A 25,615-nucleotide genomic window follows, 5' to 3' on the forward strand; every position below is an offset into this window, starting at 1 on the left:
CTAACATTTGCATTTGCGCTTGCCTGCTGCCAATAGACGCTCACGAAATGCCTGTGAGCTTGGAGACAGCGTTGCAACAAAACTAAAGCCGGAAAATACAGCCAGGTAGGGAGCGTGACTAACGCACTATTTCCAAGCAACAGCCAGGTAGTGCGATGAACCTTTTCCGGCACTGCCCCGTGGAGGCAGACTTCCAACTGGGACAGTCGATTACCTTAATCCTGCGGCTTCGCTACGATCTCAAGGTAATCCAGGGCTAAACAATACTCCCAATCTCCCCGTAGGAGGCACGGGAGGAATAAACACAAGATCCATAGATGAATTATCGAATGCAGGAAAAGTAACGGATCCTAGGCGTCCCAATTTTACTAAAGCAGGAGGGTCTTTAAATAAACATGGACAAGGTAAGAGGGCTGGCAATAGTAAGTTTCCTGCTCCAAAAGGGAATCCATCTAAAATCAACCCAACAGTACAAGATCAACTAAATGAAATTTTGACGGATCCTGGCACAATGTGGTTTTTAATGAGACAGGTGATTTTCTGTTCTTCAAAGAGTAGTTGAATTAAAATAAGGAAATTTAAAGTGGTGCTTAATGTTTCAATTTCAAGTCCTCCTGATTAGAGAATATTTGGTTGCGGACATAATGTTAGATGATTCACTTCAAATTGCAGAAGTCAATATTGGATCAGGAACTTTAGAAATTGAGATCTATGAACACCCTGAAAGAATTCCTTGGTCTCTCGACTTTGAGGAATTTTACACAGCCATGAAACAGGCAAAATTAAGCCTACAGGAAGTGTATGAGAAAAATGATTAAATCTCTCTGAATAGTGGATACTCTGGTAGGGTGGGCATCGCCCACCAACATTTCAGCCAGAGCGGCGACCCTGGGCTACAAACGGGCATCACGTAGCCAATACTCAGGCACAATAACTGGCTATGACGCTGATCAAGGGAGAGCGATGGTGGGCATTCCGACTGGTGGAACGGTGTATGCAAAAAGCATTACCACCAGTGCCCAGCAAAGTGTAGCGGTGTCCCTGCCCTTGCTCCTCCCGACTGATAGCACGGATGCTAAGCCAGTGCTATAGCCATCCCCCTAACCCTCGCCCCGGACAATACGCTGGGGGTGGGGCTGAAGGTCATATTTAAGCCACAATAATTAAAAAGATGCAGACTCCTTTCTGTGTATGCTTTTGCTTACCAAGGACTGCCAATCATCGTGAAGCCGGACCAATAGTAGGGGTGAGAAAAATCAATATGTTCTAACTGACTCAGTTCGGCAGGTAGAGGCACGACACTGCGAGATGCCTCACTGAGTAACTGGCCCGACTCGATCCGAATGTCAGCCTTAAGCATGGCTAACTGACTTGCGCGTAAGGCTTCTGACTTTATTGAGGTTTGCTGTAGCTGATGATAAAACTCATTCATTAATGCGAGGGTCCCCACATCACTCACTGTCCAAAGGCTGGCCAGGGCTGAATTTACCCCTGCTGCCACAGCTAAACCAGCAAATCCCATCTCAGCATTGGCATCCCCCAGGGCGGTACGACAGGCGGAGAGAACAAGTAAATCGACCGTTGGTTGATCCCAACCCAGGGTGTGGATGTCGCTTAAATGAAGCTGTTCATCCCAAAGCTGAATATACGATTGGTCAGCATTCCCAGCGTTGAACTCAGCATGGGTGGCTAAATGAATAATTTGGGCAGGCGTTTGCTGCTGCTGATCGATAAGATTTTTACGGGTGAACGTTTCATTGAGAAAGCCTCGACTTGGCCATAGCTGTTCAATATTTTCTAATTCCGCAGGGACAGCAGGGAGAGGCTGTAATTCTTGAAATAAGCTTGCTCCCATGGCTAATACCTGAGCTTTGCCCAAGGGTTGATAATTGGAGCGCATTAGCCCCAGGGATGGCACCATGCCTAAACTATATTTTTCAATCAAAAACTGCTGGCCATTGTGCAGAGCCGCAATGGGTAAACTCCGCAGGCCCGAGTCCATAGAAAATAGAATAGTATCGATTTGCTCGGAACCCAACTCATCTTCAATCGGTTGAATCAACCATTTATAAAGTTTTTGCGCCGATGGTAAATACCGTTTAGATCCCGTTCTTGCTGAAGCAATTAAAGCACGTCGAAACTGTTCAACTGTTGTGAAGAGTTCTTCTTGACTGACATTAGAAATCTCTAAATTAATCGGCTCCCCAACAGATTTAAAAATCAGGAGTTCTAGCTTTGTGGAGGTTTGCTTGGCAATATCTATCGCGAGTTTTGGCGTCTTAATATAGACAACCACTGATTGATGCCCCGTTTCCCCATGGATCTGGGTTAACAGATGTTGAATTTCCGGTAGTGTTAGTTGTTCAGCTTGTAGATCACGACCAAAATAGTTGGAGAAGTCTTGAGTACGCTGGTCTTCCACATCGGCTAGTGCTGCGCTGGCGTTGGCGGTATTTAATACAGTGCGATGAAAATGATGTGTAGCGATCCTCGATTGAGAGGGTGCCCGGTGATTCTCACCAGGTTTGGCGGTGGTAGTTGATTGATGGGATGGGGCTTCTCGATTATAAATGTCGCCATGGGGAGAAGAGTCACCTAGATTGGCAGATAAGGACGATGATTCTGAGGGGTGATGCGCGAATAAATTAGTAGGGTTTAAAGCGTGCCCTGGTAAGGCTGTGGGCAGAGATGAATCAGTTAAGAGAATCTGGCCATCAGTGTTGGTAATAATTTGACCCGCATGCTCCGCCCTACCACTTGTCAAAAGGTTTGGTAGCATTGTCAGGCTACCGTTAACCGAGTTGTCCTGAAATGCTTCTCCAGAAAGCTCCAGACTTAGGAGAGAACCTGCCTGGCTGACTTGAATTATCTGTCCTTCAGAGATTTCTTGGATTTGAATATTGTCGGCGGTGAGAGTGCCAGTTTTAATAACGGTGCCTGCCAACAGGGTAAGTGATTGTCCAGGTAATAGGGTTAAATCTCCCTGGTTGTGAATCGTGCCTGATGGACCAAAGGCAAATGCAGTAGGATTACCGATCAATGTACCGTAGCTATGAATGCCTGTGGCATTAAACCGGCCATGATTAAATTCGATATGGTTTGCAGTTGTTGCCGTCAGGCTTGCCGGTAAATTTAAGGTAGCATCAGGGCCAAAGATAATTCCAGCAGGGTTGAGCAAAAAGAGATCTGCTTGGCTTCCTGAAATTTTTAATTTGCCGTTAATAAAAGCTGTGTTACCTCCACTCACCCGCGCAAAAATTCTCTGAACTGACGGGTTGGTTAGAAAGTTAGCCGTATTTTCACTGGCCAGCTGAAACGTCTGAAAACTATGGAACAAATTACTGCCATCTACAGATAGACTACCTGATTCAATATCAAAAGATTGGCCATTGGGGGTGACAGTGGTGCCTGTGCCATCGGTTGCAGGGGTAATACCTTGTGCGCTTACAGCATTAGGCTGCACTATTCTCAGCAATAGGATGACCAGGCACGTAGTAGGTCCTATTGCTGTGTATCTGCCTAAATGTATCATGTCACCCTAGGATGGATTGCTGCGTACAGCGGCCTCCATGCTAAGGTGCCCAGCTCTCAAAAGGGGTCAACACTAACTAGGGTTTGCTATCTTGGTTATGGTCTGAAACCACATCCAATGTGATGCAATTTAATCGCATACAGATTAAACTAGCTCTGACGGTTAAGAGTGGCCAAAATCTGCTCTTTGATGAGCCCCCAACTTCTTCGCTGCTAGAGACTCATATAATCCGTAATAAAGAAAGCCAGATAATAGATGCTGTATAAAGATACCTCTAACCATAACACCAATTAAACTTAAGCCTACAAGAATAGATAAAGGCCGTAAAAAATTATAGTTTACTGTTTTTACATTGCGATCAGCATAAAATACCCCTAATCCAATGACAACAATTTGGACAAAATAAAGCAAATAAAACTGAGTACTAATGCCGAACCAATTAATAGGATCTATAATCAGCATTGAGCAAATCAGGAAGTATATAGACAGCATAAGCCATGGTAAATGCCTGTCAGATATTGGCTCTAGATAGCACCAAATTAAGGCGCAGAACAAAAGAAATGCAACCATTGATGGATAGTATATCGCTGGATTCCCTCTAAAAATAAAATCTGAAGCCGTTAAAGCAGAAACAACATATAGACTGATAACAAAATGAAAAGCTGTTCCAGCCAGCAAAATAAAAGATAAAAATTTCATTCGCCATGGATTAGGGACAACGACCATAAGTGATGAGGACGAAAGATAATTTTGACGTTGACGAACAAGGGCAAGAAGGCATAAAAACATACCGACAAGTTCAGAGCCTTCTTCCATAGCTACTCTGATACCTGATAGCCAGTAAGGCCATTCAAGGGCATGCTCAAAGTATTCCTGAACAGCAACTAACCCGAATATTGTAAAGCCCAGCAAAATGCAAGTTGCCGAAAAACGAGATTGCTTCTCTCGAAAAAGTAGTATTAAGGCATAGGTCAACAAAGCAACCGCGGCAATGGCATACGGCAGGAGATTAAACCAACCTCCCACCCTTTCATGAAAAGAGCCTAATTCATCTGCAGATAGAGCAATGAATAAAATTGCCAAAACCCACCAGGCACTACGGGTTTTTACCCTTAGATGGCAAGAAACTTCATAGGCCAGGCATCCTACAACAAATAAATTAATACTGCTCCACCAGACTGCTAGGTTGTTTTCTCCCCACAACAAGAAATGGCCTAAGTAGCCTCTTGCTGAGAAATCAGGCAAATACTTGTATATCCCTGTGTTTAAGATCAGGAGAAAATCAACACCTAATACCCATACCCACCAATTTATTGGTTTCTTTTGAATCGCTGATATTGTCATCTTAGTTATTTATGTTGAGGTGATTTCTATCGAGAATTAGCCTTGGCTCATAAAACATAAAGCAAGTAACTCTGGCAGGCTCAACATGCTCACTAACGTCAAAAGACTTGAGCCATTAACCCTTTTAAAAATTGTTCTTTTATGGAAAAGCTGTTAGTTCTCAGCTATGCACTTTTTTCTTGATTCTTGCCCATTGACTCGCAAAGCTTTAAACCTTGCAGAAAATATACCCTTTTGAACAGAGGTTAGCATTCATCTTTTAACCTCAATTTAATGTTTATATAAAGTTGCTTTAAACTTTTCTTAACCTTAGATATCCAGACCTACTACAGCTGTGTATTCACTTTGAACAACAGCTGCTGACATAGATGGCTCAAGGGTTATGTATGCTTCAAGTTTGTCAGTACTACAACATCTGTATGGCTCTACTCATTGACTGGGTTGAACACTTCAGTAATGTCCGCCTTCCTCCAACGGTGATACTCACTGATGTGCTCATTAAGGGCTTCAGAAACGGCGAACATATCCCTACTCCAGCGCAATGTTAGTTAACACTCCACTGGAGTATTGTTAAGAAATTAAACAACCAAGGTTTGCTACTTTAGCTGTGGTTTTAGTTTCTTCCTTATTCGTCATCATCCCCTAACTCAGTTGCCAGCTCAGCAGAAAATCGGGCAAACGAAATCAACGCTTCTAGCTCATTTTCATGGGGGCCATCCTGACATTCACCCCACTCCCATTCCCAAAACCAGCTACCCGGATTATCGTTGTCTTCAAATATCTCCAGCCCTGGAATCGCATCAGCCGTTTTAGCCGGAATTTGTTCATAGGCTGTACGTAGCAAGATATTGTTGATGGTAGTCGCATTATCATCTGGCTGATTTTCGTCGATATCTTGCTTGAGACTCATGGCCTGGCTCAAGATGCTATTGAGGGTATCGTTAATATCTGCCTGATTTGCGCCTGTATCTTGATTAGGATCCATTAGATATTTAGCGAAGGTACACTATCGAAAATTAGACAACACAAAGCTTAAAATCTGATTTAAACCCTCCGTTTACACCATCAGAGATTAACTTAAATCGAGGGATCTTGCCCCAGTGAGGAGTCAAGAGCTCAATGGGCAATTCTGTAGGGGAATCCTTTGTGAATGCCCTTCGATTCGGGACACTATCAACCAGGATTTCCTATGATGGCTATCCTCAGAAAATAGGCTGTTAAAACTGACGTGACCATTCTTTAGGCCAGCGTTCAACAACAACTTTTGTTTGGGTGAAGAACTCTACAGCATGTTGACTCTGGCCATGGAGATCTCCGTAGAAACTCTCTTTCCAGCCACTGAATGGAAAAAATGCCATGGGTGCAGCCACACCGATGTTGATGCCAACGTTGCCGGCCTCTGCCTCATAGCGAAACTTACGAGCCGCTGCCCCGGAGTTGGTAAACAGACAGGCCATGTTGCCCCAGCGGCTTTGGTTTACTAAGGCAATGGCATCATCCAGGGTATCGGCATGGAGCATGCCTAGCACTGGACCAAAAATCTCCGTGGTAGCAACTTCACCTTGCAGGGGAATATCTTGCAGCAGAGTGGGGCGAACAAAGCTGCCCTCCTCGTAGCCAGGAATTTTTGGATTACGACCATCAACTAGGAGTTTACCGCCTTCATCAATGCCTGTTTGGGTTAGGGATTGAATGCGATCGCAACTGCCCTGATTGATGACCGCCCCCATCTGCACGCCATCATCCAGGCCATTGCCTACTACACGCTGCTGGGCTGCCTCAACAATGGCATCCGTAAAATCAGCTTTTACCGAACCCACAGTAATCGCCAAGGATGCCGCCAAACACCGCTGTCCCGCACAGCCAAAGGCACTATCTGCCACAATCCGCGTCGTCATTTCTAAATCGGCATCGGGCAAAATCACCACCGGATTTTTTGCCCCACCCTGGCACTGTACCCGCTTGCCGTTCTCCGCTGCTCGGCGATAGATATACTTGGCTACGGGACTCGATCCCACAAAGCTAATGGCCTTGACTGTGGGGTGGTCTAACAGAGCATCCACCACCGTCTTACTACCATTGACCACATTCATCACCCCTGCTGGTAATCCTGTCTGGTCAACCAGGTCCATGATTTTTTCCATGGTCTGGGGCACCTTTTCAGAGGGTTTAATGATGCAGGTGTTACCGCAGGCAATGGCATAGGGAAAAAACCAAAATGGAATCATGGCTGGAAAATTAAACGGGGCGATGACACCCACCACACCCAGGGGCTGACGAATCATACTCTCGTCAATGCCACGGGCAATATCTTCTGAGTTGTAGCCCTGCATGAGGGTGGGGATACCACAGGCCACTTCAACATTTTCAATGGCTCGCTGTAGTTCTCCCTGGGATTCTTTGAGGGTTTTGCCACATTCTTCTGTGATAGTTTTGGCAAGATCTTCGCGGTGTTCTTCTAAAAGAGTTTTGAGTTTAAACAGATACTGAATTCGTGAGGTGGGTGGAATGCGTCGCCAGGAGGAAAAAGCTTCGCTGGCAGCTGTTGCAGCCTGGTCGAGTTCATTAGCCAGGGATAGAGGGACCTCTGCAAGGAGAACATTGGTGGCAGGGTTGATCACCTCAAGGTAGTCAGTGGTTTTAGATTGTTGCCAGGTACCGGCAATGTAATTTTTCAGTTGTTTCATGGAAGCTAAACCCTAGAACTTTAAATGTGAATCGTTCTCTGACACCGTTTACTGAGTCCCAAACATTCGATCTCCAGCATCTCCTAGGCCTGGCAGGATGTAACCATGCTCATCAAGTTTGTCGTCAATGGCGGCGGTGAAAATGGGCACGTCGGGATGTTCCTCATGGAAGCTTTTGATGCCCTCTGGTGCGGCGAGAAGACAGACAAACTTGATGGACTGAGGTTGGGTTTCTTTGAGGCGGTGGACGGCTGCGATCGCAGTATTACCCGTCGCAATCATGGGGTCAACAATCAGCATATCCCGCTCACTGACATCCCTGGGCACCTTAAAGTAATATTCCACTGGCATCAGCATTCTAGGGTCGCGATAGAGACCAATGTGGCCCACCCGTGCCGAGGGAATAAGCTTGAGCATCCCGTCTAAAATTCCCTGGCCAGCCCGCATGATGGAAATTAACACCAGTTTCTTACCCGTCAGCATGGGGGCTTTCATGGTGGCAAAGGGTGTTTCGATGGGCACCTGCTCCAGGGGCAGCCCACGGGTTACCTCGTAGGCCAACAACAGACTAATCTCTTCTAACAACTGTCGAAACTTAGCCGTACTCGTATCTTTCTGACGCATCAGAGTCAGTTTATGCTGAATCAGGGGATGTTCAATTTGCGTTACCAATTTTTCCATTAGGTAATCCCATAGAAGCCACAACGGAGGGTGGACAGGGACCACCCTGAGAAGAATTAAGAATACCCCTAAAAGACAGTGCCATCGCTTTGAATTGCAATGGGCGGCACACCTGTCGGTCGTAGTTGTTTGGCAATACGTCGTCCAGCGGCCCAGGTGCCACCCTCTAGCACTTTGATTAACGGCAATTCTTCAGAAGATTTGTTAAGCAACTGGCGAACACAGTCACCAATCTTGTCCAGCATCACCACCGTTAAAGCTCGCCATTCAACCACAACGGGTGAGCCCGGCAGGTGGGGTTGACCCATAACCTCAGAATGTTTAGGCACCAGTAGCCCTAAATCTACACACAGACCACCATTGCGATACTCGGCTAACCCCGTCAGTGCATCTAAGTTGCTGATGGTTATCCCTGCTGCGGTTAACGGCTCTACTAAAGAATAGGTCAACCACTGGGAGAGCTTATGAAACGGCACCAAGGTTGTTCCAGGACCTTGGTCAGTAAATGCGGGGTGAGACCACACATCCCCCAAGTTGGTATCTGCCAAAGCGACTCGACCGGGCCAAATTGAGCCAAAGCTTTCGATCACTTCAGTGAGCAAAATACCCGCGTCGAGAGTTTGACCATAGCGCTCAGTCAAATAGTTTAGTAAATTGCCAGGCCTAGCTGGGTTGGCCCCAAACCGCTCCGGTTGAGTTGCCAAAGCAGCGCCTAATTGTTGCAGCAACCTCAGTCGACCGGGCAGCCCCACCAAAGGGTTCTCTTCGCTCACCTGAAAAGCCTGGGCTAAATCTGCTTCCGTTAGATACTGCAACGCTGCTGCATCTACCTGATTTAGCAGCGTTGGCTCAGTGGAGAAAAATCCCTGCTCAAATGCACGCAGGCTGGCAACCGCTAACCCTTCTGAACGTCCTAAGGTTTGATTTGTCGCAAAATCCTGATACTGCCACTGACTGCCCGCACCGGCATCTAGAAGCACGCTAATAATGGCCAGGTCTAGCTGTGATCTAGCGGCCTCTATCTTGGCTGTTGGTGCCGTTTGAGGCGGCAGTTCCCCTGGGGCGGGGCGGGGAACTAGTAACGGGCTCAGCCGTGGACCAAAGTGACGCCAGCGGCTGTGAAACGGTACGTCAAAATCAGGGTATAGCTGCTGGGTCGTCTCGACAACATACTGCGCTACGACTCCTAACTTGGAGAGATCGCAAGCGAAATGGTCAAGCTGATCGGCCTGGCAAAGATCAAATAGTTGGTGGGTGCGATCGCGAATTGCCTGGGGCTTTCTCAAATAGGCAATTGCCGCCTGTTCTTCAGGGGTCATTAGGCATCCTCATACTGGCGACCAATGGTTTGAGTGAGAACGGTCTCATCAGGCACGTCACCCTCGGTGTAGTATCCAGCTGCTTTTTTCGCTTTCATTTCCACTTGGGCATCGGCTGGAATCAGGCCTTCCGGAATGGAAATGCGTTCGACAATTTCAATTCCAGATTGGGTAACCGCGTCGTATTTAAGGTTGCTCATGGAGACAAACTGATCAATCCGGGTAATACCCAGCCAATGCATCACATCGGGCATCAGTTCTTGAAAACGCATATCCTGCACCCCAGCCACACATTCGGTACGGGTGAAGTACGTATCCGCACGATCGCCGCCTTCCTGACGCTTGCGGGCGTTGTAAACCAGAAACTTGGTCACTTCACCCAGGGCCCGACCTTCTTTACGGGCATAGATAATCACACCAGCTCCCCCAGCTTGGGCTGTTTCGAGGGCTACCTCAATGCCATGCACCAGGTAGGGACGGCAGGTGCAAATATCTGAGCCAAAAACGTCTGAACCATTGCACTCGTCATGGATGCGCACAGCTAAGGGACGGTCTGGATCAGTAATGGCCTCAAGATCGCCCAGAATGTAAACCGTGTGTCCGCCAATGGGGGGTAAGAATACCTGCAGGTCCGGGCGGGTCACCAGCTCTGGAAACATACCACCGGTCTGCTCAAATAGGGTGCGACGCAGGTCACTTTCCTTCACGCTAAACCGCTTAGCAATGCCTGGTAGATGCCACGCCGGTTCGATGGCCGCCTTCGTAACCAGTAGCTCACCACCGTCTTTCAGAATTTTGCCATCAACGTGAATACGGCCCTGGTTAACGGCCTCTTGCAGTTCTGGAATATTGATGTGGGCCTTCGTAATGGCAATGGATGGGCGAATGTCGTAGCCTTCTGCTCTGAGGTCCGAAAACAGCTCCTGATCCAATGCACCAAACGGATCGAGGGAAATAATTTTGTCCGGCACGGTCCAACTGGCATGGGGACCAATGGACACTGTTGGGGCCGTATTGGTTAAATCAGCACGGTGATCCCGCTCTAAACTACCACTGGCAACGGCTAATGCTCGATATACGGCATAGCCACCGGAATGGGTGCCAATCACATTTCGATGGGCGCGGTTGCCCAGGGTGGCAATGATGGGACCGCGCTCATTTGGGTCTGCCTCACCCCATTTAATCTCGATGGAATCTTGGCCAAAATTGCCAGGATGAGACGTTAGAACAATATGCTTGTGCCGAGGAGGCTGTACTGTTGCCATGGTAGAACCCGTTTGTCAACGAATCCTAAAATTATCCTATTTTTCGGTAAATGGGACTGTAATTGAAGTATCAGTCTAACAATGGAGTAACGTTTGGTTTCAAGAATAGAGATTTATAAATAGTTGGCTCGGTTTATGCTTAAATCTCTTATTTAAATCGATATCGGTCTTCAAACCCACGAATCGCTGTTTTGAGCGTCGGGTAGATGCGTTCATTACCAATGAGATCTCGCAGTCCAGAACGTTTGAGCTGACTATACAAATCTTGTTTTACCCGCGCCAGGGCAAAGACAATCCCCTGGTTACATAACTCTTGGTGAAGCTCTACCAGCATATCGGCGGCAGTGATATCGATTTCGGCAATGGCTTCTGTATTCAGCACAAACCACTCCACCCGTTCTTGTTCAGCTTCAATCGCCGCCATCGCTCGTCGTTTAAAATTCTCAACATTGGCAAAACAAATGGGGGCATCATAACGATAGATGACCAATCCTGGAATCGTTGTCGCATCGTCCCAATCGTCAATGTCATGCCAGCCTGCCAGGCCCAGCACTTGACCCAAAACAGCATCATGGGGTCGGGCGACACGGGCAAAAAGATCAACGACAGAAAGACTGATTGCGATCGCAATTCCCACCAACAGATCCGTTGCCAGCACCCCCAGGGTGGTAATTACAGCCAGGGCAAATTCAGTGCTCCTAAAGCGCAGCAGTCTAACAAATTCTGACATCTCAATGAGTCGAGTAGCCGCATAAATCACCAAGGCCCCGAGGGCGGCCTGGGGAAATAGCGACAACACTGGTCGCATAAATAACAACACCCCAACCACGGTCACCATCGCCACCAGGGAAAAGAGCTGGGTTTTGTTACCAAGAGCATTGCCCAGCACGGTGCGACTGCCGCTGCTGCTAATGGGAAATCCCTGCATGAGACCGGCTCCAATATTGACAGCTCCTAAGGCAAGTAGTTCTTGGTTAGCGTCAATTTTATAGCCATTACGGGTGGCAAAGGCCCGGGCAGTGAGCACATTGTCGGAATAGCCGACCACAGCAATACCGATAGCTGCCGCCATTAGGGGTGTCACCTCATTCATCGACAGGTTGGGAATGTTTAGCTGGGGCAACCCCGCTGGAATATTGCCCACTACAGCCACCCCAAGCTGGTCAAGCCGCAATACATTCACAGCCACTGTTGCTAGCAACACCGCCAATAAGGGCCCTGGTGCATTGGGCCATCGCGCCTGCACAACAAATAAAAAGACTAAAACGGCAAGGGACAAAATCAATGTGGGACCATGGTACTGACTGAGATGGGTGACAAACGCCTGAATCTCTCCCAAAACAGTGTCTGCATCAGTGGGAACACCGCTCACTTTGCTCAGCTGCCCCGCCATCATAATCACGGCCACACCGGCCATATAGCCAATCAAAATAGGTTTAGACAGTAAATCAGCAAGAAACCCCAGTCGTGTCAGATAGCCCAGAATATATATCCCCCCCACTAGCAGGGCTAGTAAAGCGGCCAGGATAGCATAGTCGCTACCGCCGGGCGTTGCCAAAGGAGCAATGGCAACCGCTGTCATCACAGCGGTTGTGGATTCTGGGCCGACCGATAACTGTGGCGATGACCCCAACAAGGTGTAAATCACCATGGCAGGCAGAATCGCCCATAGCCCAGCCACAGGTTGAACTCCAGCCAATTCACCATAGGCCATACATTGGGGAATTAAATAGGCCGCCACCGTTAGCCCAGCCAATATATCTCCCCTTAACCAGGCTGACTGATAAGACAACAATTGCTTGAGGCCCAATGGCATCTCCATAGTTCATTTCACGTGTACTGGTAGATGTCTCTATCCTAGGAAATTTCCATAATTCCCATCATGGTGGCCATGGTGGCTGCTGGTGGTTAAAAATTTAACTTTTCAACACTCGTCCAGCATTTAAGATAGCGAGCAGGGCCACTCCAACATCGGCGAATACTGCTTCCCACAGGGTGGCCACCCCCATGGCTCCGAGGGCAATAAAGAAAAGTTTTATCACCATTGCTAACGTGATGTTTTGCCAAACAATCCGCAGGGTTTTTTGAGCAATTTGAATGGCCTCCGCCACCTTCGAGGGGGCGTCGGTCATGATCACGACATCGGCGGTTTCAATGGCAGCATCGGAACCTAGACCGCCCATGGCCATGCCCACATCAGCTCTAGCAATCACGGGGGCATCGTTAATGCCATCGCCCACAAAAGCCACTTTGCCTTTTGTCTGATTTGCACGATGTAAAAACTCTTCTAGGGCATCCACCTTATCTTCAGGCAACAGCTTTGCGTGATATTGATCCAGACCTAGCGTGTGAGCAATGCTATCGGCAACAGATTGACTGTCCCCTGTCAGCATGGCCGTTTCTAACCCTTGGCAATGGAGCAACCGAATTGCTTCAACGGCATCCTCCTTCAGCTCATCCGCAATTATGATGCGTCCACTGTACTCACCATCGACGGCCACATGGGCCACAGTCCCATCAACAACACAAACATCATGGGCAATCTGTTCTCGATGCAGCAGGCGATCGTTACCCGCTAATATCGTACTGCCTTTCACCTTGGCACGAATACCATGGCCCGAGATTTCTTCATAGTCTTGAATATCGGTAACATCAATCGATTGACCATAGGCCTGTCGAATGGATTGTGCCACCGGATGATTGGATTGAGATTCCGCCTGGGCAGCCAGTTCTAGTAACTGCTGCTTACTCCAACCATTATGGGTAACCACATCAGTCACCCGAAAATTTCCCTGGGTCAGGGTACCCGTTTTATCAAAAACAACTGTCTTTACCTGGGCCAGGGCATCCAGAAACTTTGAGCCCTTTACCAAAATGCCGCGTTTAGCAGCTCCACCCACACCTCCAAAGTACCCTAACGGAATACTGATCACTAGACCACAGGGACAAGAGATCACCAGCAACACCAGGGCGCGATAGGTCCAAACCGCCTGGGTTGCCCCTGCCATAAACAGAGGTGGCAGGATCGCCACGGCCAACGACAGAAACACTACCGCAGGGGTGTAATAGCGGGCAAAGCGGGTAATAAACTTTTCAGTATCCGCCTTTTTACTACTGGCATTTTCCACCAGGTCCAAAATTTTAGCGATCGATGACTCCCCAAAGCGTTTTGTCACCTTCACCGTCAAAACACCAGACTGGTTCATCATGCCCCCCAAAACTGGTTGACCAACCGTAATGGTTCGGGGCACGGACTCTCCAGTCAGGGCCGAGGTATCCACTAGAGATGTACCCCCTAAGACATCTCCATCCAACGGCACTTTCTCGCCAGGACGTACGACAATAATGTCGCCCACATTAACAATCTCAGGGGAAACGGCACGAATAACACCATCAACCTTGAGATTAGCGATGTCTGGCCGCACTTCTAGTAGAGCCTTGATTGAGCGGCGGGAGCGCCCCACAGAATAATCCTGAAACAGCTCCCCCACCTGGAAGAATAGCATCACCGCTACCGCTTCTGGCACCTCATGGATGGCGATCGCACCCAATGTCGCAATCGCCATTAAAAAGTTCTCATCAAAAACCCGCCCTTTGAGAATATTGCGCCCTGCCGTAGTCAGCACCTGCCTACCACTGATGAAATAAGCTGGCAGCAGCACCGCATATTCTGCGATCGCAAATGGCGTATTGTGAAGTGGCTGATAAAAAACAAAACCAATCAAAAAAAGAATGGCCGCAGCCACAATAGGCATCAATGCCTGACGCACATTGAACTCCTTTAAATCATGATCGTGGCCATGGCCACAACACCCATGGGAATGAGATCCCGCCATAGTAGTCACCCAAGAACCCTGAATATCTGAACGAATATTCATATATTACACAATAAAAATAAATCTGACGCCTGGCCTCTGGCCTCTAACGTCTATCTCCCCCCGTTACTCATCTAAATGGTCAGCAACTTCCTGATAAAGCGCGGTAACATGTCCATCCGCCAAACTATAAAAAACATTACGTCCCTGGCGACGATACTTAACCAACCGATGAGACTTTAACACTCGCAGCTGATGAGAGACTGCCGATTCCCCCATTTTCACCGTTGCCGCTAAATCACACACACATAGCTCCTGCTGAGCCAGAGCTGACAGCAGTTTTAAGCGATGGGGATCGGACAACACAGTAAAAAACTCTGCCATCCGCTGGGCCTTTTCCGTTGCCAGCACCTCCGGCTGCACCTGACGCACACTCTCTAAATGCACAAGAGACTGGTCACAGCCAGGAGCATCAGCTGTCGTTCCGTTATTTTTTCGACTTGAAGCAGGCATGTAAAGGGTAACCCTCAGCATCATACTGCTATGATACTGAGAATCATTACCACCTGAAAGCCTGTTCAACTATTCTTGGTTTACTTGGCTAAGGTTGGGCGTCCATCTGCCGCTGCACCTGATCCATGAAACCCAGAGTCCTCTGATAGCTTTCCTGGTCTCCCCGATTTTGAAATAGAGTCGCCGCCTGTTGTAGATCGGCCATGGCCTGTTGAGAGTTACCAAGGTGGTGGTTTAACAAACCACGGGTACCATAGGCTTCTGCCAGCTCAGGATCTAAACGGATGGCCGTATCAAAATCAGCCAGGGCTGTCTGTGCATCCCTGAGGCCAATGTAAACCTGGGCGCGATTGTAATAGGCATCAGCATTATCCGGCTCCAGGGCAACCGCTTGCTGGAAATCAGTCAGGGCGAGGGAAAACTGTCCAAGTTCAGCTAAAACCGTACCGCGATCCATATAGGCTTGGGTAAACTCTGGGTCTAGCTCAATGGCCTGGGTCAAGTCCGCAATGGCTGCATTCACATTGGACGTATGCAGATAGGCTTCACCTCGATGGTAGAAGGTTTCTGGGTGATTGCTACGGAGTCGCAGAGCTGCTGAAAAATCATCAATGGCCTGGTTAATGTCGCCGACATCATGGTAAGCAATGCCCCGTTGCAGATAGGCTTCAGCATTATCAGCGTCGGTTTCAATCAGTTGGGTATAGGTTGCGATCGCAGCCGCTAACTGTCCTTGCTCCGCCTGTTGCTGACCCCGTTCCAACAATTCGTCAGCATTAGTTGTTGCCAGCAGCGGCACTGCGTGAACAGGCTGCACTGCGTGAGCGGGCTGCATCGCCAGGCCTTGATAGACTGATGTTACCGCTAAGGTTGTCCCTAAAATAACTGCAAAACGTCTGTGATTTACCATGGCCAACGATCCCAACTGCGGTGTACTATCCTTAGCAAATAATTGCTCTTTTTCAGGGTAGGGTAGATTTTTCTATTTAGGAGATTTCCACAATGCCCATCATGCCCTGATCTTCATGATCCAGAATATGGCAGTGATAGACTGTGCGCCCCACAAAGTCTTCAAACCGAACACGGATAACAACTGTCTCATACCCTTGAAGACTCACGGTATCTTTCCACGCGAGCAGCGGTTCAGGCTGGCCATCGCGTTCAATCACCTGAAAACGGTTAGTGTGTAAATGAAACGGATGATCAATACTGGCCTGGTTAATAAGTTTCCAATCTTCTATCTGATTTAGACGAACCTGGGTATCCACCCGACTCATATCGAAGGATTTGTTATTGATAATAAAACCACTGGAGCTATCACCGATCCCATGGTTCAACACAAATTCTCGTGTGGTAACCGGTGTAGACAAGGCCTCAACGGGAATTAAGTTCTGAGGTAGCGGTAGCGGCTCAGCGTAGTCGCTGGGCTGATAACGCAGGGTGGCAAGAGTGGTTTGGGTAGGCTGAACCACACCTGGCATGTATTCAACAGAGTCCCCCAGTGCCTCCACCACAGCGCCAATACCGCGATCATCAGGGAGGCTAATGAGCTGATAGTCTCCGGGTTCTTGTTGACCCGGTATGAGGAGTTCGGCACGTTCACCGGGGGAGAGTCGTAGGATCTCAATTGCGGTGGGAGTTGCGATCGCGCCTCGATCCGTCGCGATCAAAAACCAGGGATGATTTTGCAGTTGCAGCTGATAAATCCGAGAGGCTGACGCATTGATCAACCGTAGTCGCAGCAATCCATTTTGAGGTATGGTCACCGTAGGATTATGCTGACCATTGGCTAACAACCATGAACCCTCACGCCCCCACTTTTTGCCCAGAGCATGGAGTTCCAATGGCTGCAGTGTAGGCTCAAAATCCTGTAGTACCAGCACAGTCTCATCCGCCTGCTGTAGCTCAGGAACCTCATCCAGGTCTCCGCGAACAATCAACGGACCTGCTAAGCCGCCAAATACTTGTCGCGCCACATCCAGATGGTAGTGAGGATGATACCAAGCTGTAACAGCCGGATGGTTAGATGGGATTTGAAATTCATAGGTGTAGCGCTCACCAGGGGCCACCTCTCGAAACACATTATCAATCTCAGGTGAGATGTGTAGGCCGTGATAATGGAGATTGGTGGGTCTATCTAGCTGGTTGACTAAGGTCAAACGCACCGTATCCCCAGCCCGTACTTCAATCATAGGGCCAGGCAGTTGACCATTGTAGGCCAATAAATGGGTACGCTCATCTGCGATGACCTGTGTTTGAGCTTGGGCTGTTAACGATAGCTCTAACACCCCATCCTGACTCGTGACACGACGTGGAGCACGGGCACATTGCGAAAACAATGGCGCGCTAGCGGCAATGGCCATACAGCTAAGAAATTGACGGCGATACATACAACTCAGTCCAATAGACACAAATTGCCATTTAGATATCGAAGCCAAATGGTAGCATCTATTCACAATACCGTTGCGTTTGAAATATAAGTGCACTGTGCAGTGGCCTGAAGTCTCATAGCTTCAGGCCACTGTGTGAACTTTAATCAGCTCTCTTTGAAACAGAAAGATTCTCCAAAAGCTGATAGAGACTAAATTTCTAGCCTACAGTCGTGAAATCTTCAGCTGTCAAACTTCCTGTGAAAGAGGTTAGGCTAGCCAAGGTATCATTACCTGCCGACAGCCAGGTTTTACCATTTCTAGTCGACTGGTTCAGATCATCAAAGCTCAGGCTACCGATTTCGATCTTATCGATACCTTGTTCAAAGTCTCGGATGATCAAATAACCGCGACCTTCGTTCAACACAAATGTGTCGCTGCCGCCTCGACCAAAGGCAATATCGTATTTTTTAGCCGTACCCAAGTTCAGGCGGTCGTCACCGGACCCTGCTTTCACCCGGTCATCGCCTGAACCCGTGAGAATGTCTTTAGACCCATCGGACCTCCCATTATGCTTGGTCATGTAAATAAAGTTATTGCCATCACCCGCATCAACAGTATCGATCCCTGTGCCTAGACCAATTTTGTCATGGCCTGCCCCAGCGAGAATGGTATGGTTGCCACGTCTGAGCTTAATTTTGTTGTTGCCATTACCCAGATCAAGAAGGGTACTGTTACCACCACCGGGGTTACCAGGATCAGGTGTATCAGGATTTGAGGGTGTATCCGCGATATCAGATACGGTCACGCTGAGATTTTGAGTTGCAGTTAAGGCATCAGAGTCAGTGACGGTAACCTTAACCTTATAGATGTTGTCACCGTTAGCATCACCAGGCTTTTCAAAATCAGGTGCTGCCTTAAAATTCAACACACCGTTCTTATCAATGGAGAACAAAGCAGCATCTGCTCCACCGCTCAGACGGTAGGTGAGCCCATCTCCCTCACTGTCTACATCATCAGTACTATTGATATTGAGTACCGCAGTTTTATTCTCAGCAATGGTTACTGAAGAAGATGTTTTGATGGTTGGAGCCACTTTGCTGGGTTCGCTCGGATTGTCCGGTTCATTGGGTTCGCTGGATTCGTTAACATCTTTAATTGTGACGCTGAGATTTTGAGTTGCAGTTAAAGAATCAGAGTCAGTGACGGCAACCTTAACCTTATAGATGTTGTCACCGTTAGCATCACCAGGCTTTTCAAAATCAGGTGCTGCCTTAAAGTTCAACACACCGTTCTTATCGATGGAGAACAAAGCAGCATCTGCTCCACCGCTCAGACGGTAGGTGAGCCCATCCTCTTCACTGTCTACATCATCAGTACTATTGATATTGAGTACCGCAGTCCCATTTTCAGAGATTGTCACTGCCGAAGGAGTTTGAATGGTTGGAGCCACTTTAGCGGGTGGTTGATTGGGGGATGAGTCACTCTGAAACCCATCTAAAAGACCCTCATAAGCAAGTTTAGGCTTGTAATTTTCATCGAAAATATGGGCATCTCCAAAGCCCTTGAAGAAACCAGGTATCCATGAATAGCGATCCGTGAATCCCCAGAGAGTCACTGAACTACAATTGTCTGCTTCTAAACAAGTTTCAACAATCTGTTCATAGATCGCCGCTTGATTGCGTACTTCTGCCTGAGAAGCTGGTTTTCTAATGCGCACGTCAGCTTCTGTGACCTGAACTTCCAGGCCAAGGGCACCAAGGCGGCGCATGTTGTCGGCAACACTCTTAAAATTACGAGGATCTTCCTCTGGCATATGCATCTGGAAGCCAACACCATCAATGGGTACACCGTCTGCCTTCAGGTCTGATACCAACCGATAAATACCGTTAGATTTTCTGTTGACTTCAGAATTTCTATAATCGTTGTAGATAAGTGTGGCATTGGGGTCAGCCTCATGGGCCCATTTAAAGGCAAGTTCAATGTACTCAGGGCCAATCTCCTTGAGCCAGAATGAATTTCGAAGTGTTCCGTCTTCGTTAACAGCCTCATTAACAACATCCCATACAGGTATCTCCCCTTTATACCGTCCCACAACTGTTTTGATGTGGTTTTCGAGGATACCCAGCAGCTCTCGGCGGCTCCAGTTCCCATTCTCTATCCATTTTGGAATTTCTTTGTGCCAAACGAGGGTATGCCCCCTTAAATCCATATTATTTTTGCTAGCAAAGTTCACTAGTGCATCAGACTGACTAAAGTCAAAGCGACCTCGCTCAGGTTGTAGGAACCTGAACTTCATTTCATACTCAGCCGTGATGCTGTTAAACTCCTTCGCAATAGTTTCTCGGTAGCGGCTATCACTTTTCAGGCGACGAGCTTGAACAGCAGTTCCGATCACCATATTTTGTTTTTTGGCTGCGGAACGTAACGTACGATCGTTGTTGTTCATAATGAAGTGAATTAGATCTCATGATTTTCTGAAGCCAGCAAAAACGTTTACTACGACATCACCAATCTCTGCGACCGTGAGGTTTCTCACGATCACAAGATTTTGATCGTTAAAATTGTTACCTACAACAGGGGTATGTTTAGTGAAACTACGAACTTTGAGAGTTCCTGTTTAGGTGCTCTAAGTTACTTCAAACTAAAGGGAAGCGCATTGCAAAACTTCCCTTACCTCGGGTTAGAGGTAACACGTTGTTGGAAGATGAAGATCGATATGTTGCCAATGATTTAGGTTTGTATTCAAGTTTTCAAAGCACCTTTAATGCTTTGTTGTATGACTATCAGAACACACTTCACATAAGGTATCTCGGATAGGGGCAATATGGCAGCCACCTCTAATGAAAAGATTGTGAGTATTTGATGAAGAAGATCGTTTACAGGGCAGAAAACTGCTTCTGGAATCAAAAAAAGTAAAATTTAGCGGATATTAGAGTTTATGTTTGAATTACTTGGATGGACTTGAGTTAAAAGCACTTCTCTTGAAAATAATAAATAGCTCAAGGTATATGTTTTGAACTATTAAGGGGAGAGAGGTTTATAAAGTGAAACTATATATAGTGTTTGCCCCACGCATTGAAAATGCCTTTGATCATCACTCATTTACACCACCAGACTGTATGCATCTCAACGATGAGCTGTTATTGCAACATACGCTAGACAAAGATGTTTCAGACTATCCATCAACATCTTTGTCCGCTTTAGAAAATCAATGCTCCAGCCACTTATGATTTAGGGAAATCAATCGATCTAGATCAGATGGCTCTACATCAATATTTCCAGATTAGATCCTCCGGAATATCGACAACATCTGAACAGTTTACTACTGGCTGTATTAGAGGCTGTATTAGAGCTGAGGCGCTAGCTGATGGGTTACTGGGACCGTGTACTCCTTGATGTAGCCAGACCTCAGTACCTCTGCTAAGCTCGCTTTGGCTTGCCATTGCTCCACCATAGCTTGGGCAGGTGTTTGCTTTGCATGAACAAAATTCCATAGAGGCTGTAATAATTTTCTCTCATGGCTTTCCCCCAGAGATTGTTCAGCAGCTGTTAAAAGTGCGATCGCATGTTCATAGATCTCAACATCTTGGAAACCATAGATCGCAGCCCGTTGATGCTTCTCTGCATCGGGTACTAAGGCTGAACCAGATAATGTTGTATCTAAGACAATCCCTTTCATTAAAGCCAGGAGACTACCATAAAGCTCAAAGTCACCACAGCTATCGCAGGCTTTAAACTCAATGCGTCCTATTTCTGCTGGCAGACGAGCAATTTTTGTTAGGGAGGGTGAACTGGCGATCAAGTCTGTAGGTTTTTCGACAAACACCATCGCAGCCGGTCGTAGCCCTGTGCGTCTATGGGTCCGCACCGATAGGCCCGACCATAGTTGTTGCCCATAGAATGGTGAACTAAAACTAAACGGCACCATAGCAGGACTATAGTAAGTTAGTTTTTTACCGGCTTGGATCAAGCTAGCAGTAGAAAGACCACGAATCGAAAAATTAAGATCTGGACCATAGGTCAACATGGGAATATGCGCCGTCTGTTTTTCTGGTGACGCCTCCCGTCGGCTAGTCTCATAGTTGTTAAGGGGTGGCTTTGGCGTAAATGTTGTTTGCACCGGGTTAAAGCTGGTTAAAACAGGAATTAACCCCGTGGGACGAGCTACGTCCCACAGCTGGATAAAACTCTCTTTTAGTTCTTGAACTGCTCCAGCGATTGTTGGCTGAAGTGTGGTACGAATTTCAATTCCTTTTGGCATACAATCAACAAGTTCACCTGTTTCAGAAAATCTCTCATAGCCTTCGATGTACCAACGTTTACGCTTTATTCCTGCATCCCCAATTCGCAGTTGAGGATAGTCGGACTCATAGGTGGGCAACTGTTCTACCAACTGCTCAAATCGCTGAAATGAAGTATTGGAAAAATCAGCAAATTGATGTGTTCGCTGATCCCAAAAAGCAACTTCATGTTCTAGACCAAATTGATAGGGACTTATCGGTTGATTAATAGATGAATGACTCATGCTAATGCACCCTAAGGTTCAAAGATTTCTTGCCAATACTGGCAATATAGAGATCACTTATGATGCGACAAAATGTCAATAGCACTAGGTTTTGTCAATAACCTGGTGTGAATAAAAGTAGATCATGGAAAAATATTCATTAATATTTAGGCCTTAAATACAAAGAAATCATTCAAAGGCCATATGAAGGATAATTTCATTATTGATGAGTGTTGATAGTAATCAATATCATTAAAAACCAAATAGAATTGGATGATGCATACAGCTGCTGCCTTGTCTTGTAAGACATCCCTATTGCCTAAAAGTCCCTTGGTGTGATAGCAAGAGGGCAATGGGTTATTCTGTATCGAATCCTGGCAGAGGCAGAGATAAACGCCCATCACGATATGCCCATTAAGTTATATAAGTAAATAAAGCCCCCCCTAGACTCTCTAGTTAACTAGAGGGTTTAGACTAAGGCTAATCCATCAGAATCAAGATCATGGCACTTCAGTTAACGGTTCCCAACATGGCCTGTGATGTCTGCGCAAAAAACATCACAAATGCTGTACAAGCATTAGATAGCAATGCCGCTGTCACTGCCGATCCTAAAACCAAGCAGGTAGATATCGAAACAGAAGCGGCGGAAACCTCTGTACGAGAAGCCCTCGAAAAAGCAGGTTATCCTCCAGCTGCTTAGAAATAAGGGGGCTAAATCTTCATCACCGAGTCCTACTAAGACCGAGTCCTACTAAGTCGGGGTTTCTTCCCTCCTGGGAGGCTGCCGTGTATACACATCTAGAAGATAATGTCCCAAAAGGTAGGCCAGGCCTTGAATTGGCCCTCATCCTAAATCCTTCTCCCTGGGGGCGAAAGACTTTGAGGCCAGGCCCCCTTCTCCCTTAGGGAGCAAGGGGTTGGGGGATGAGGGCTCGAAACTGTAAGCAACTCTCCGACTTATGTATACACGGTAGTCCTGGGAGGGCATGGGATGTCGGTTTGTTAAGTACTGCATTGCCCCCAGTGTTCGCTTCCCCACCCGCTGCCAGCCTATTCCATGGGTAGACCCCAGGAGACCATCATGACTACCGCAACCTTAGTGCTCAAAGGTATGAGCTGTGCGGCCTGTGCCAACAGTATCGAAACGGCTATTCAACAAGTACCAGGGGTGAACAAGGCCCTGGTCAATTTCGCTAGCCAACAGGCTAGCGTTGACTATGACGAGCGTAGTACTAGCCTGGATGCTATTCAGGCAGCTGTTGCTGATGCAGGTTATGGGGCGGCGGCTGTTAGGGAGATGAGTCTGAAGGCTGATCGTATCGAACAGCAAGCAGAACAACGGGCGCGTTTGTTGCGAGTGGTGGTCAGCGGCATGATTGGTATTGTGCTGATGTTTGGCACCATGCCTGCCATGTTGGGCATTCACATTCCTGGATGGCCGATGTTTTTGCACAATGCCTGGCTGCAGTTGGTGTTATCAACACCGGTTTTGTTCTGGTGCGGTCAGCCATTTTTTGTGGGTGCATGGAAAGCGTTGACCCATCGAGCGGCCAACATGAACACCTTGGTAGCGCTAGGGACGGGCACTGCCTATGTTTATTCCCTATTTGTCACCCTGTTTCCCCATGTGCTCACTGCTCAAGGGCTAAAGCCTGCGGTATATTATGAAGCCGCTGTGGTGATTATTGCGCTGCTACTGTTGGGGCGATATTTAGAAAATCGGGCCAGGGGACAAACGTCGGACGCGATTCGTCAGCTGATGGGGCTGCAGCCCAATATAGCTAGGGTTGTCCGTCAGGACCAAGAAATGGATATCCCCGTTGAGGATGTTGTTGTGGGCGATATCGTGGCGGTGCGCCCCGGTGAGAAAATACCCGTGGATGGGGATGTGGTGTCAGGCCTATCCACCGTGGACGAGTCTATGGTGACGGGTGAACCGATGCCTGTGCAAAAACGGGTTGGAGACGAAGTCATTGGCGCAACCATTAATAAAACGGGCAGTTTTCGCTTTCGTGCGGCACGGGTCGGCAAAGATACAGTCCTCGCCCAAATTGTGCAGCTAGTGCAGACAGCCCAGGGGTCAAAAGCTCCAATTCAAAAGCTGGCAGACCAGGTGACTGGATTATTTGTACCGATTGTTATTGCGATCGCACTCCTCACCTTCACCCTGTGGTTCAATCTCACGGGCAACACCACCCTATCCCTACTCACCACCGTCGGCGTCTTAATCATCGCCTGCCCCTGTGCCTTAGGATTGGCCACGCCCACATCGATCATGGTAGGTACCGGTAAAGGGGCTGAAAACGGCATTTTGATTAAGGACGCCGAGAGTTTGGAACAGGCCCACAGGCTACAGACGATTATTATGGATAAAACCGGCACCCTCACCCAGGGCAAACCCATGGTGACGGACTACCTGACGGTCAGGGGAACGGCCAATCGCAATGAAATTAGGCTACTCCAGCTAGCTGCCGCCGTTGAGCATCAGTCGGAGCATCCTTTAGCGGCAGCCATCGTTAACTATGGGCAGGCACAGGGTGTCGATAACCTACCAGAGGTCCAGGAGTTTGAGGCCATTGTGGGCAGCGGTGTCCAGGGGACTGTCCATGGTCAGCGGGTGCAAATTGGTACCGAACGCTGGATGCAGGACCTGGGGATTAATACCGAGCACCTACAGTCTCGACGACAGGCTTGGGAGTCGGCTGCTAAAACCACCGTATGGGTTGCAGTGGATGGTAAAGCAGAAGCGCTACTGGGCATTGCCGATGCCTTGAAACCATCGTCTGCAGAAGTCGTGCGGCATTTACAGCGCCTGGGTTTAGAAGTGATGATGCTGACGGGGGATAACCCGGCAACGGCTGCCGCCATTGCGCAGGATGTGGGCATTCGCCGATATATTGCCAGCGTGCGGCCCGACCAAAAAGCCGCCCATGTGCAACAGCTGCAGGCTACCGGGAAACGGGTCGCCATGGTGGGCGATGGTATTAATGATGCCCCTGCCCTGGCCCAGGCAGATGTGGGAATTTCCATTGGGACAGGGACGGATATTGCGATCGCAGCCAGCGATATTACCCTAATTTCAGGGGACCTCAGCGGCATTGTCACGGCCATCCGTCTCAGTAAAGCCACCATGGCCAATATTCGCCAAAATTTGTTCTTTGCCTTTATCTACAACGTGGTAGGCATTCCGGTGGCCGCTGGGATTCTCTATCCCATTTTTGGCTGGCTGTTGAACCCCATGATTGCTGGGGCTGCCATGGCCTTTAGTTCGGTCTCTGTGGTGACCAATGCGCTACGGCTGAGAAAGTTTAGACCGCAAGGGGTACGACTATGACACTCAAATCTTTTTTGCTTAGTGGTTTATTTTGTCTGGGTTTGATTGCCAGTACAGCATCCCTGGCCAGTGCAAACGTTGGCAGTATTCAGGCGATTGAACAGCCGTTGGTGGTCAAATTTGGGGTGACTGTCATGGGGTTAGGATTGCTTGCGTTAGAACTGTGGTGGTTTCTTGGCAAGAAGAAATGAGAGACAAATAGATTGTTTTCCTTTGTAGAGGCGCTCCTACTATTCGCCCCTACTATTC

The 25,615-nt window shown here is 48.0% G+C and carries 20 protein-coding genes; 6 read left to right on the top strand and 14 right to left on the bottom strand.

The annotated features are described in order from the left end of the window. Positions 1-593: 593 nt before the first annotated feature. Together QGP82_RS00105 and QGP82_RS00110 are read left to right on the top strand one after the other, a co-directional pair. Positions 594-818 carry a hypothetical protein gene (locus QGP82_RS00105; RefSeq protein WP_499056559.1) on the top strand — a complete coding sequence of 75 codons (225 nt, stop codon included), beginning with the start codon at positions 594-596 and terminating at the stop codon, positions 816-818. A 13-nt stretch (positions 819-831) separates the two neighbouring features. Further along, positions 832-1,092 carry a hypothetical protein gene (locus QGP82_RS00110; RefSeq protein ID WP_163697325.1) on the top strand — a complete coding sequence of 87 codons (261 nt, stop codon included), beginning with the start codon at positions 832-834 and terminating at the stop codon, positions 1,090-1,092. 109 nt (positions 1,093-1,201) lie between these two features. On the opposite strand, the gene QGP82_RS00115 is transcribed toward QGP82_RS00110, so the two are convergent. The 13 genes from QGP82_RS00115 to QGP82_RS00175 all read right to left on the bottom strand — a co-directional run bounded on the left by QGP82_RS00115 (position 1,202) and on the right by QGP82_RS00175 (position 19,974). Then, complete coding sequence (locus tag QGP82_RS00115) at positions 1,202-3,463, bottom strand: CHAT domain-containing protein (RefSeq protein WP_499056560.1); 2,262 nt, start codon at positions 3,461-3,463, stop codon at positions 1,202-1,204. A 231-nt stretch (positions 3,464-3,694) separates the two neighbouring features. Continuing rightward, a complete protein-coding gene (locus QGP82_RS00120; RefSeq protein ID WP_499056562.1) occupies positions 3,695-4,876 on the bottom strand; it encodes a DUF8692 domain-containing protein in 1,182 nt (393 codons plus the stop codon). A gap of 625 nt (positions 4,877-5,501) precedes the next feature. Further along, positions 5,502-5,861 carry a hypothetical protein gene (locus QGP82_RS00125; protein ID WP_163663175.1) on the bottom strand — a complete coding sequence of 120 codons (360 nt, stop codon included), beginning with the start codon at positions 5,859-5,861 and terminating at the stop codon, positions 5,502-5,504. 232 nt (positions 5,862-6,093) lie between these two features. Then, entirely contained in the window at positions 6,094-7,563 is a 1,470-nt protein-coding gene (locus tag QGP82_RS00130) for a CoA-acylating methylmalonate-semialdehyde dehydrogenase (protein WP_499056564.1), read from the bottom strand. 48 nt (positions 7,564-7,611) lie between these two features. Continuing rightward, a complete protein-coding gene (gene upp, locus QGP82_RS00135) occupies positions 7,612-8,244 on the bottom strand; it encodes a uracil phosphoribosyltransferase (RefSeq protein ID WP_163663179.1) in 633 nt (210 codons plus the stop codon). 68 nt (positions 8,245-8,312) lie between these two features. Continuing rightward, entirely contained in the window at positions 8,313-9,563 is a 1,251-nt protein-coding gene (locus QGP82_RS00140; RefSeq protein ID WP_499056565.1) for a URC4/urg3 family protein, read from the bottom strand. Continuing rightward, on the bottom strand, positions 9,563-10,828 hold the full coding sequence (locus QGP82_RS00145; RefSeq protein WP_163663185.1) for a GTP cyclohydrolase II: 1,266 nt from the start codon (positions 10,826-10,828) through the stop codon (positions 9,563-9,565). The genes QGP82_RS00140 and QGP82_RS00145 overlap by 1 nt, the downstream gene beginning before the upstream one ends. Before the next feature lie 148 nt (positions 10,829-10,976). Continuing rightward, the gene (locus QGP82_RS00150; protein ID WP_163663188.1) at positions 10,977-12,650 is read right to left on the bottom strand and encodes an SLC26/SulP family anion transporter; all 1,674 of its coding nucleotides are present in this window, start codon (positions 12,648-12,650) and stop codon (positions 10,977-10,979) included. A gap of 94 nt (positions 12,651-12,744) precedes the next feature. Further along, entirely contained in the window at positions 12,745-14,664 is a 1,920-nt protein-coding gene (locus QGP82_RS00155; protein ID WP_499056718.1) for a heavy metal translocating P-type ATPase, read from the bottom strand. A 105-nt stretch (positions 14,665-14,769) separates the two neighbouring features. Then, complete coding sequence (locus tag QGP82_RS00160; RefSeq protein ID WP_163663194.1) at positions 14,770-15,156, bottom strand: ArsR/SmtB family transcription factor; 387 nt, start codon at positions 15,154-15,156, stop codon at positions 14,770-14,772. An 88-nt stretch (positions 15,157-15,244) separates the two neighbouring features. Beyond that, complete coding sequence (locus tag QGP82_RS00165) at positions 15,245-16,066, bottom strand: tetratricopeptide repeat protein (RefSeq protein ID WP_499056567.1); 822 nt, start codon at positions 16,064-16,066, stop codon at positions 15,245-15,247. Positions 16,067-16,142: 76 nt separating this feature from the next. Further along, the gene (locus tag QGP82_RS00170; protein WP_499056568.1) at positions 16,143-17,546 is read right to left on the bottom strand and encodes a multicopper oxidase family protein; all 1,404 of its coding nucleotides are present in this window, start codon (positions 17,544-17,546) and stop codon (positions 16,143-16,145) included. A gap of 199 nt (positions 17,547-17,745) precedes the next feature. Then, positions 17,746-19,974 carry an endo-1,4-beta-xylanase gene (locus QGP82_RS00175; protein WP_499056570.1) on the bottom strand — a complete coding sequence of 743 codons (2,229 nt, stop codon included), beginning with the start codon at positions 19,972-19,974 and terminating at the stop codon, positions 17,746-17,748. A 598-nt stretch (positions 19,975-20,572) separates the two neighbouring features. Here QGP82_RS00175 and QGP82_RS00180 point away from each other — a divergent pair. Further along, entirely contained in the window at positions 20,573-20,758 is a 186-nt protein-coding gene (locus QGP82_RS00180) for a hypothetical protein (RefSeq protein WP_163663208.1), read from the top strand. Positions 20,759-20,874: 116 nt separating this feature from the next. Here QGP82_RS00180 and QGP82_RS00185 read toward each other — a convergent pair whose 3' ends face one another. Further along, a complete protein-coding gene (locus QGP82_RS00185) occupies positions 20,875-22,053 on the bottom strand; it encodes a glutamate--cysteine ligase (RefSeq protein WP_499056571.1) in 1,179 nt (392 codons plus the stop codon). 481 nt (positions 22,054-22,534) lie between these two features. On the opposite strand from QGP82_RS00185, the gene QGP82_RS00190 reads away from it, so the two are divergent. From QGP82_RS00190 to QGP82_RS00200, 3 genes are all read left to right on the top strand, one after another. Beyond that, entirely contained in the window at positions 22,535-22,732 is a 198-nt protein-coding gene (locus QGP82_RS00190) for a heavy-metal-associated domain-containing protein (RefSeq protein ID WP_499056572.1), read from the top strand. A gap of 381 nt (positions 22,733-23,113) precedes the next feature. Beyond that, positions 23,114-25,366: a heavy metal translocating P-type ATPase gene (locus tag QGP82_RS00195; RefSeq protein ID WP_499056573.1), complete on the top strand. Its 2,253-nt coding sequence runs from the start codon at positions 23,114-23,116 to the stop codon at positions 25,364-25,366. Beyond that, the gene (locus QGP82_RS00200) at positions 25,363-25,557 is read left to right on the top strand and encodes a hypothetical protein (RefSeq protein ID WP_163702466.1); all 195 of its coding nucleotides are present in this window, start codon (positions 25,363-25,365) and stop codon (positions 25,555-25,557) included. The genes QGP82_RS00195 and QGP82_RS00200 overlap by 4 nt, the downstream gene beginning before the upstream one ends. Positions 25,558-25,615 lie beyond the last annotated feature (58 nt).

This window comes from Leptothoe sp. LEGE 181152 (assembly GCF_032906605.1).
GTDB lineage: Bacteria > Cyanobacteriota > Cyanobacteriia > Phormidesmidales > Phormidesmidaceae > Leptothoe > Leptothoe turfae.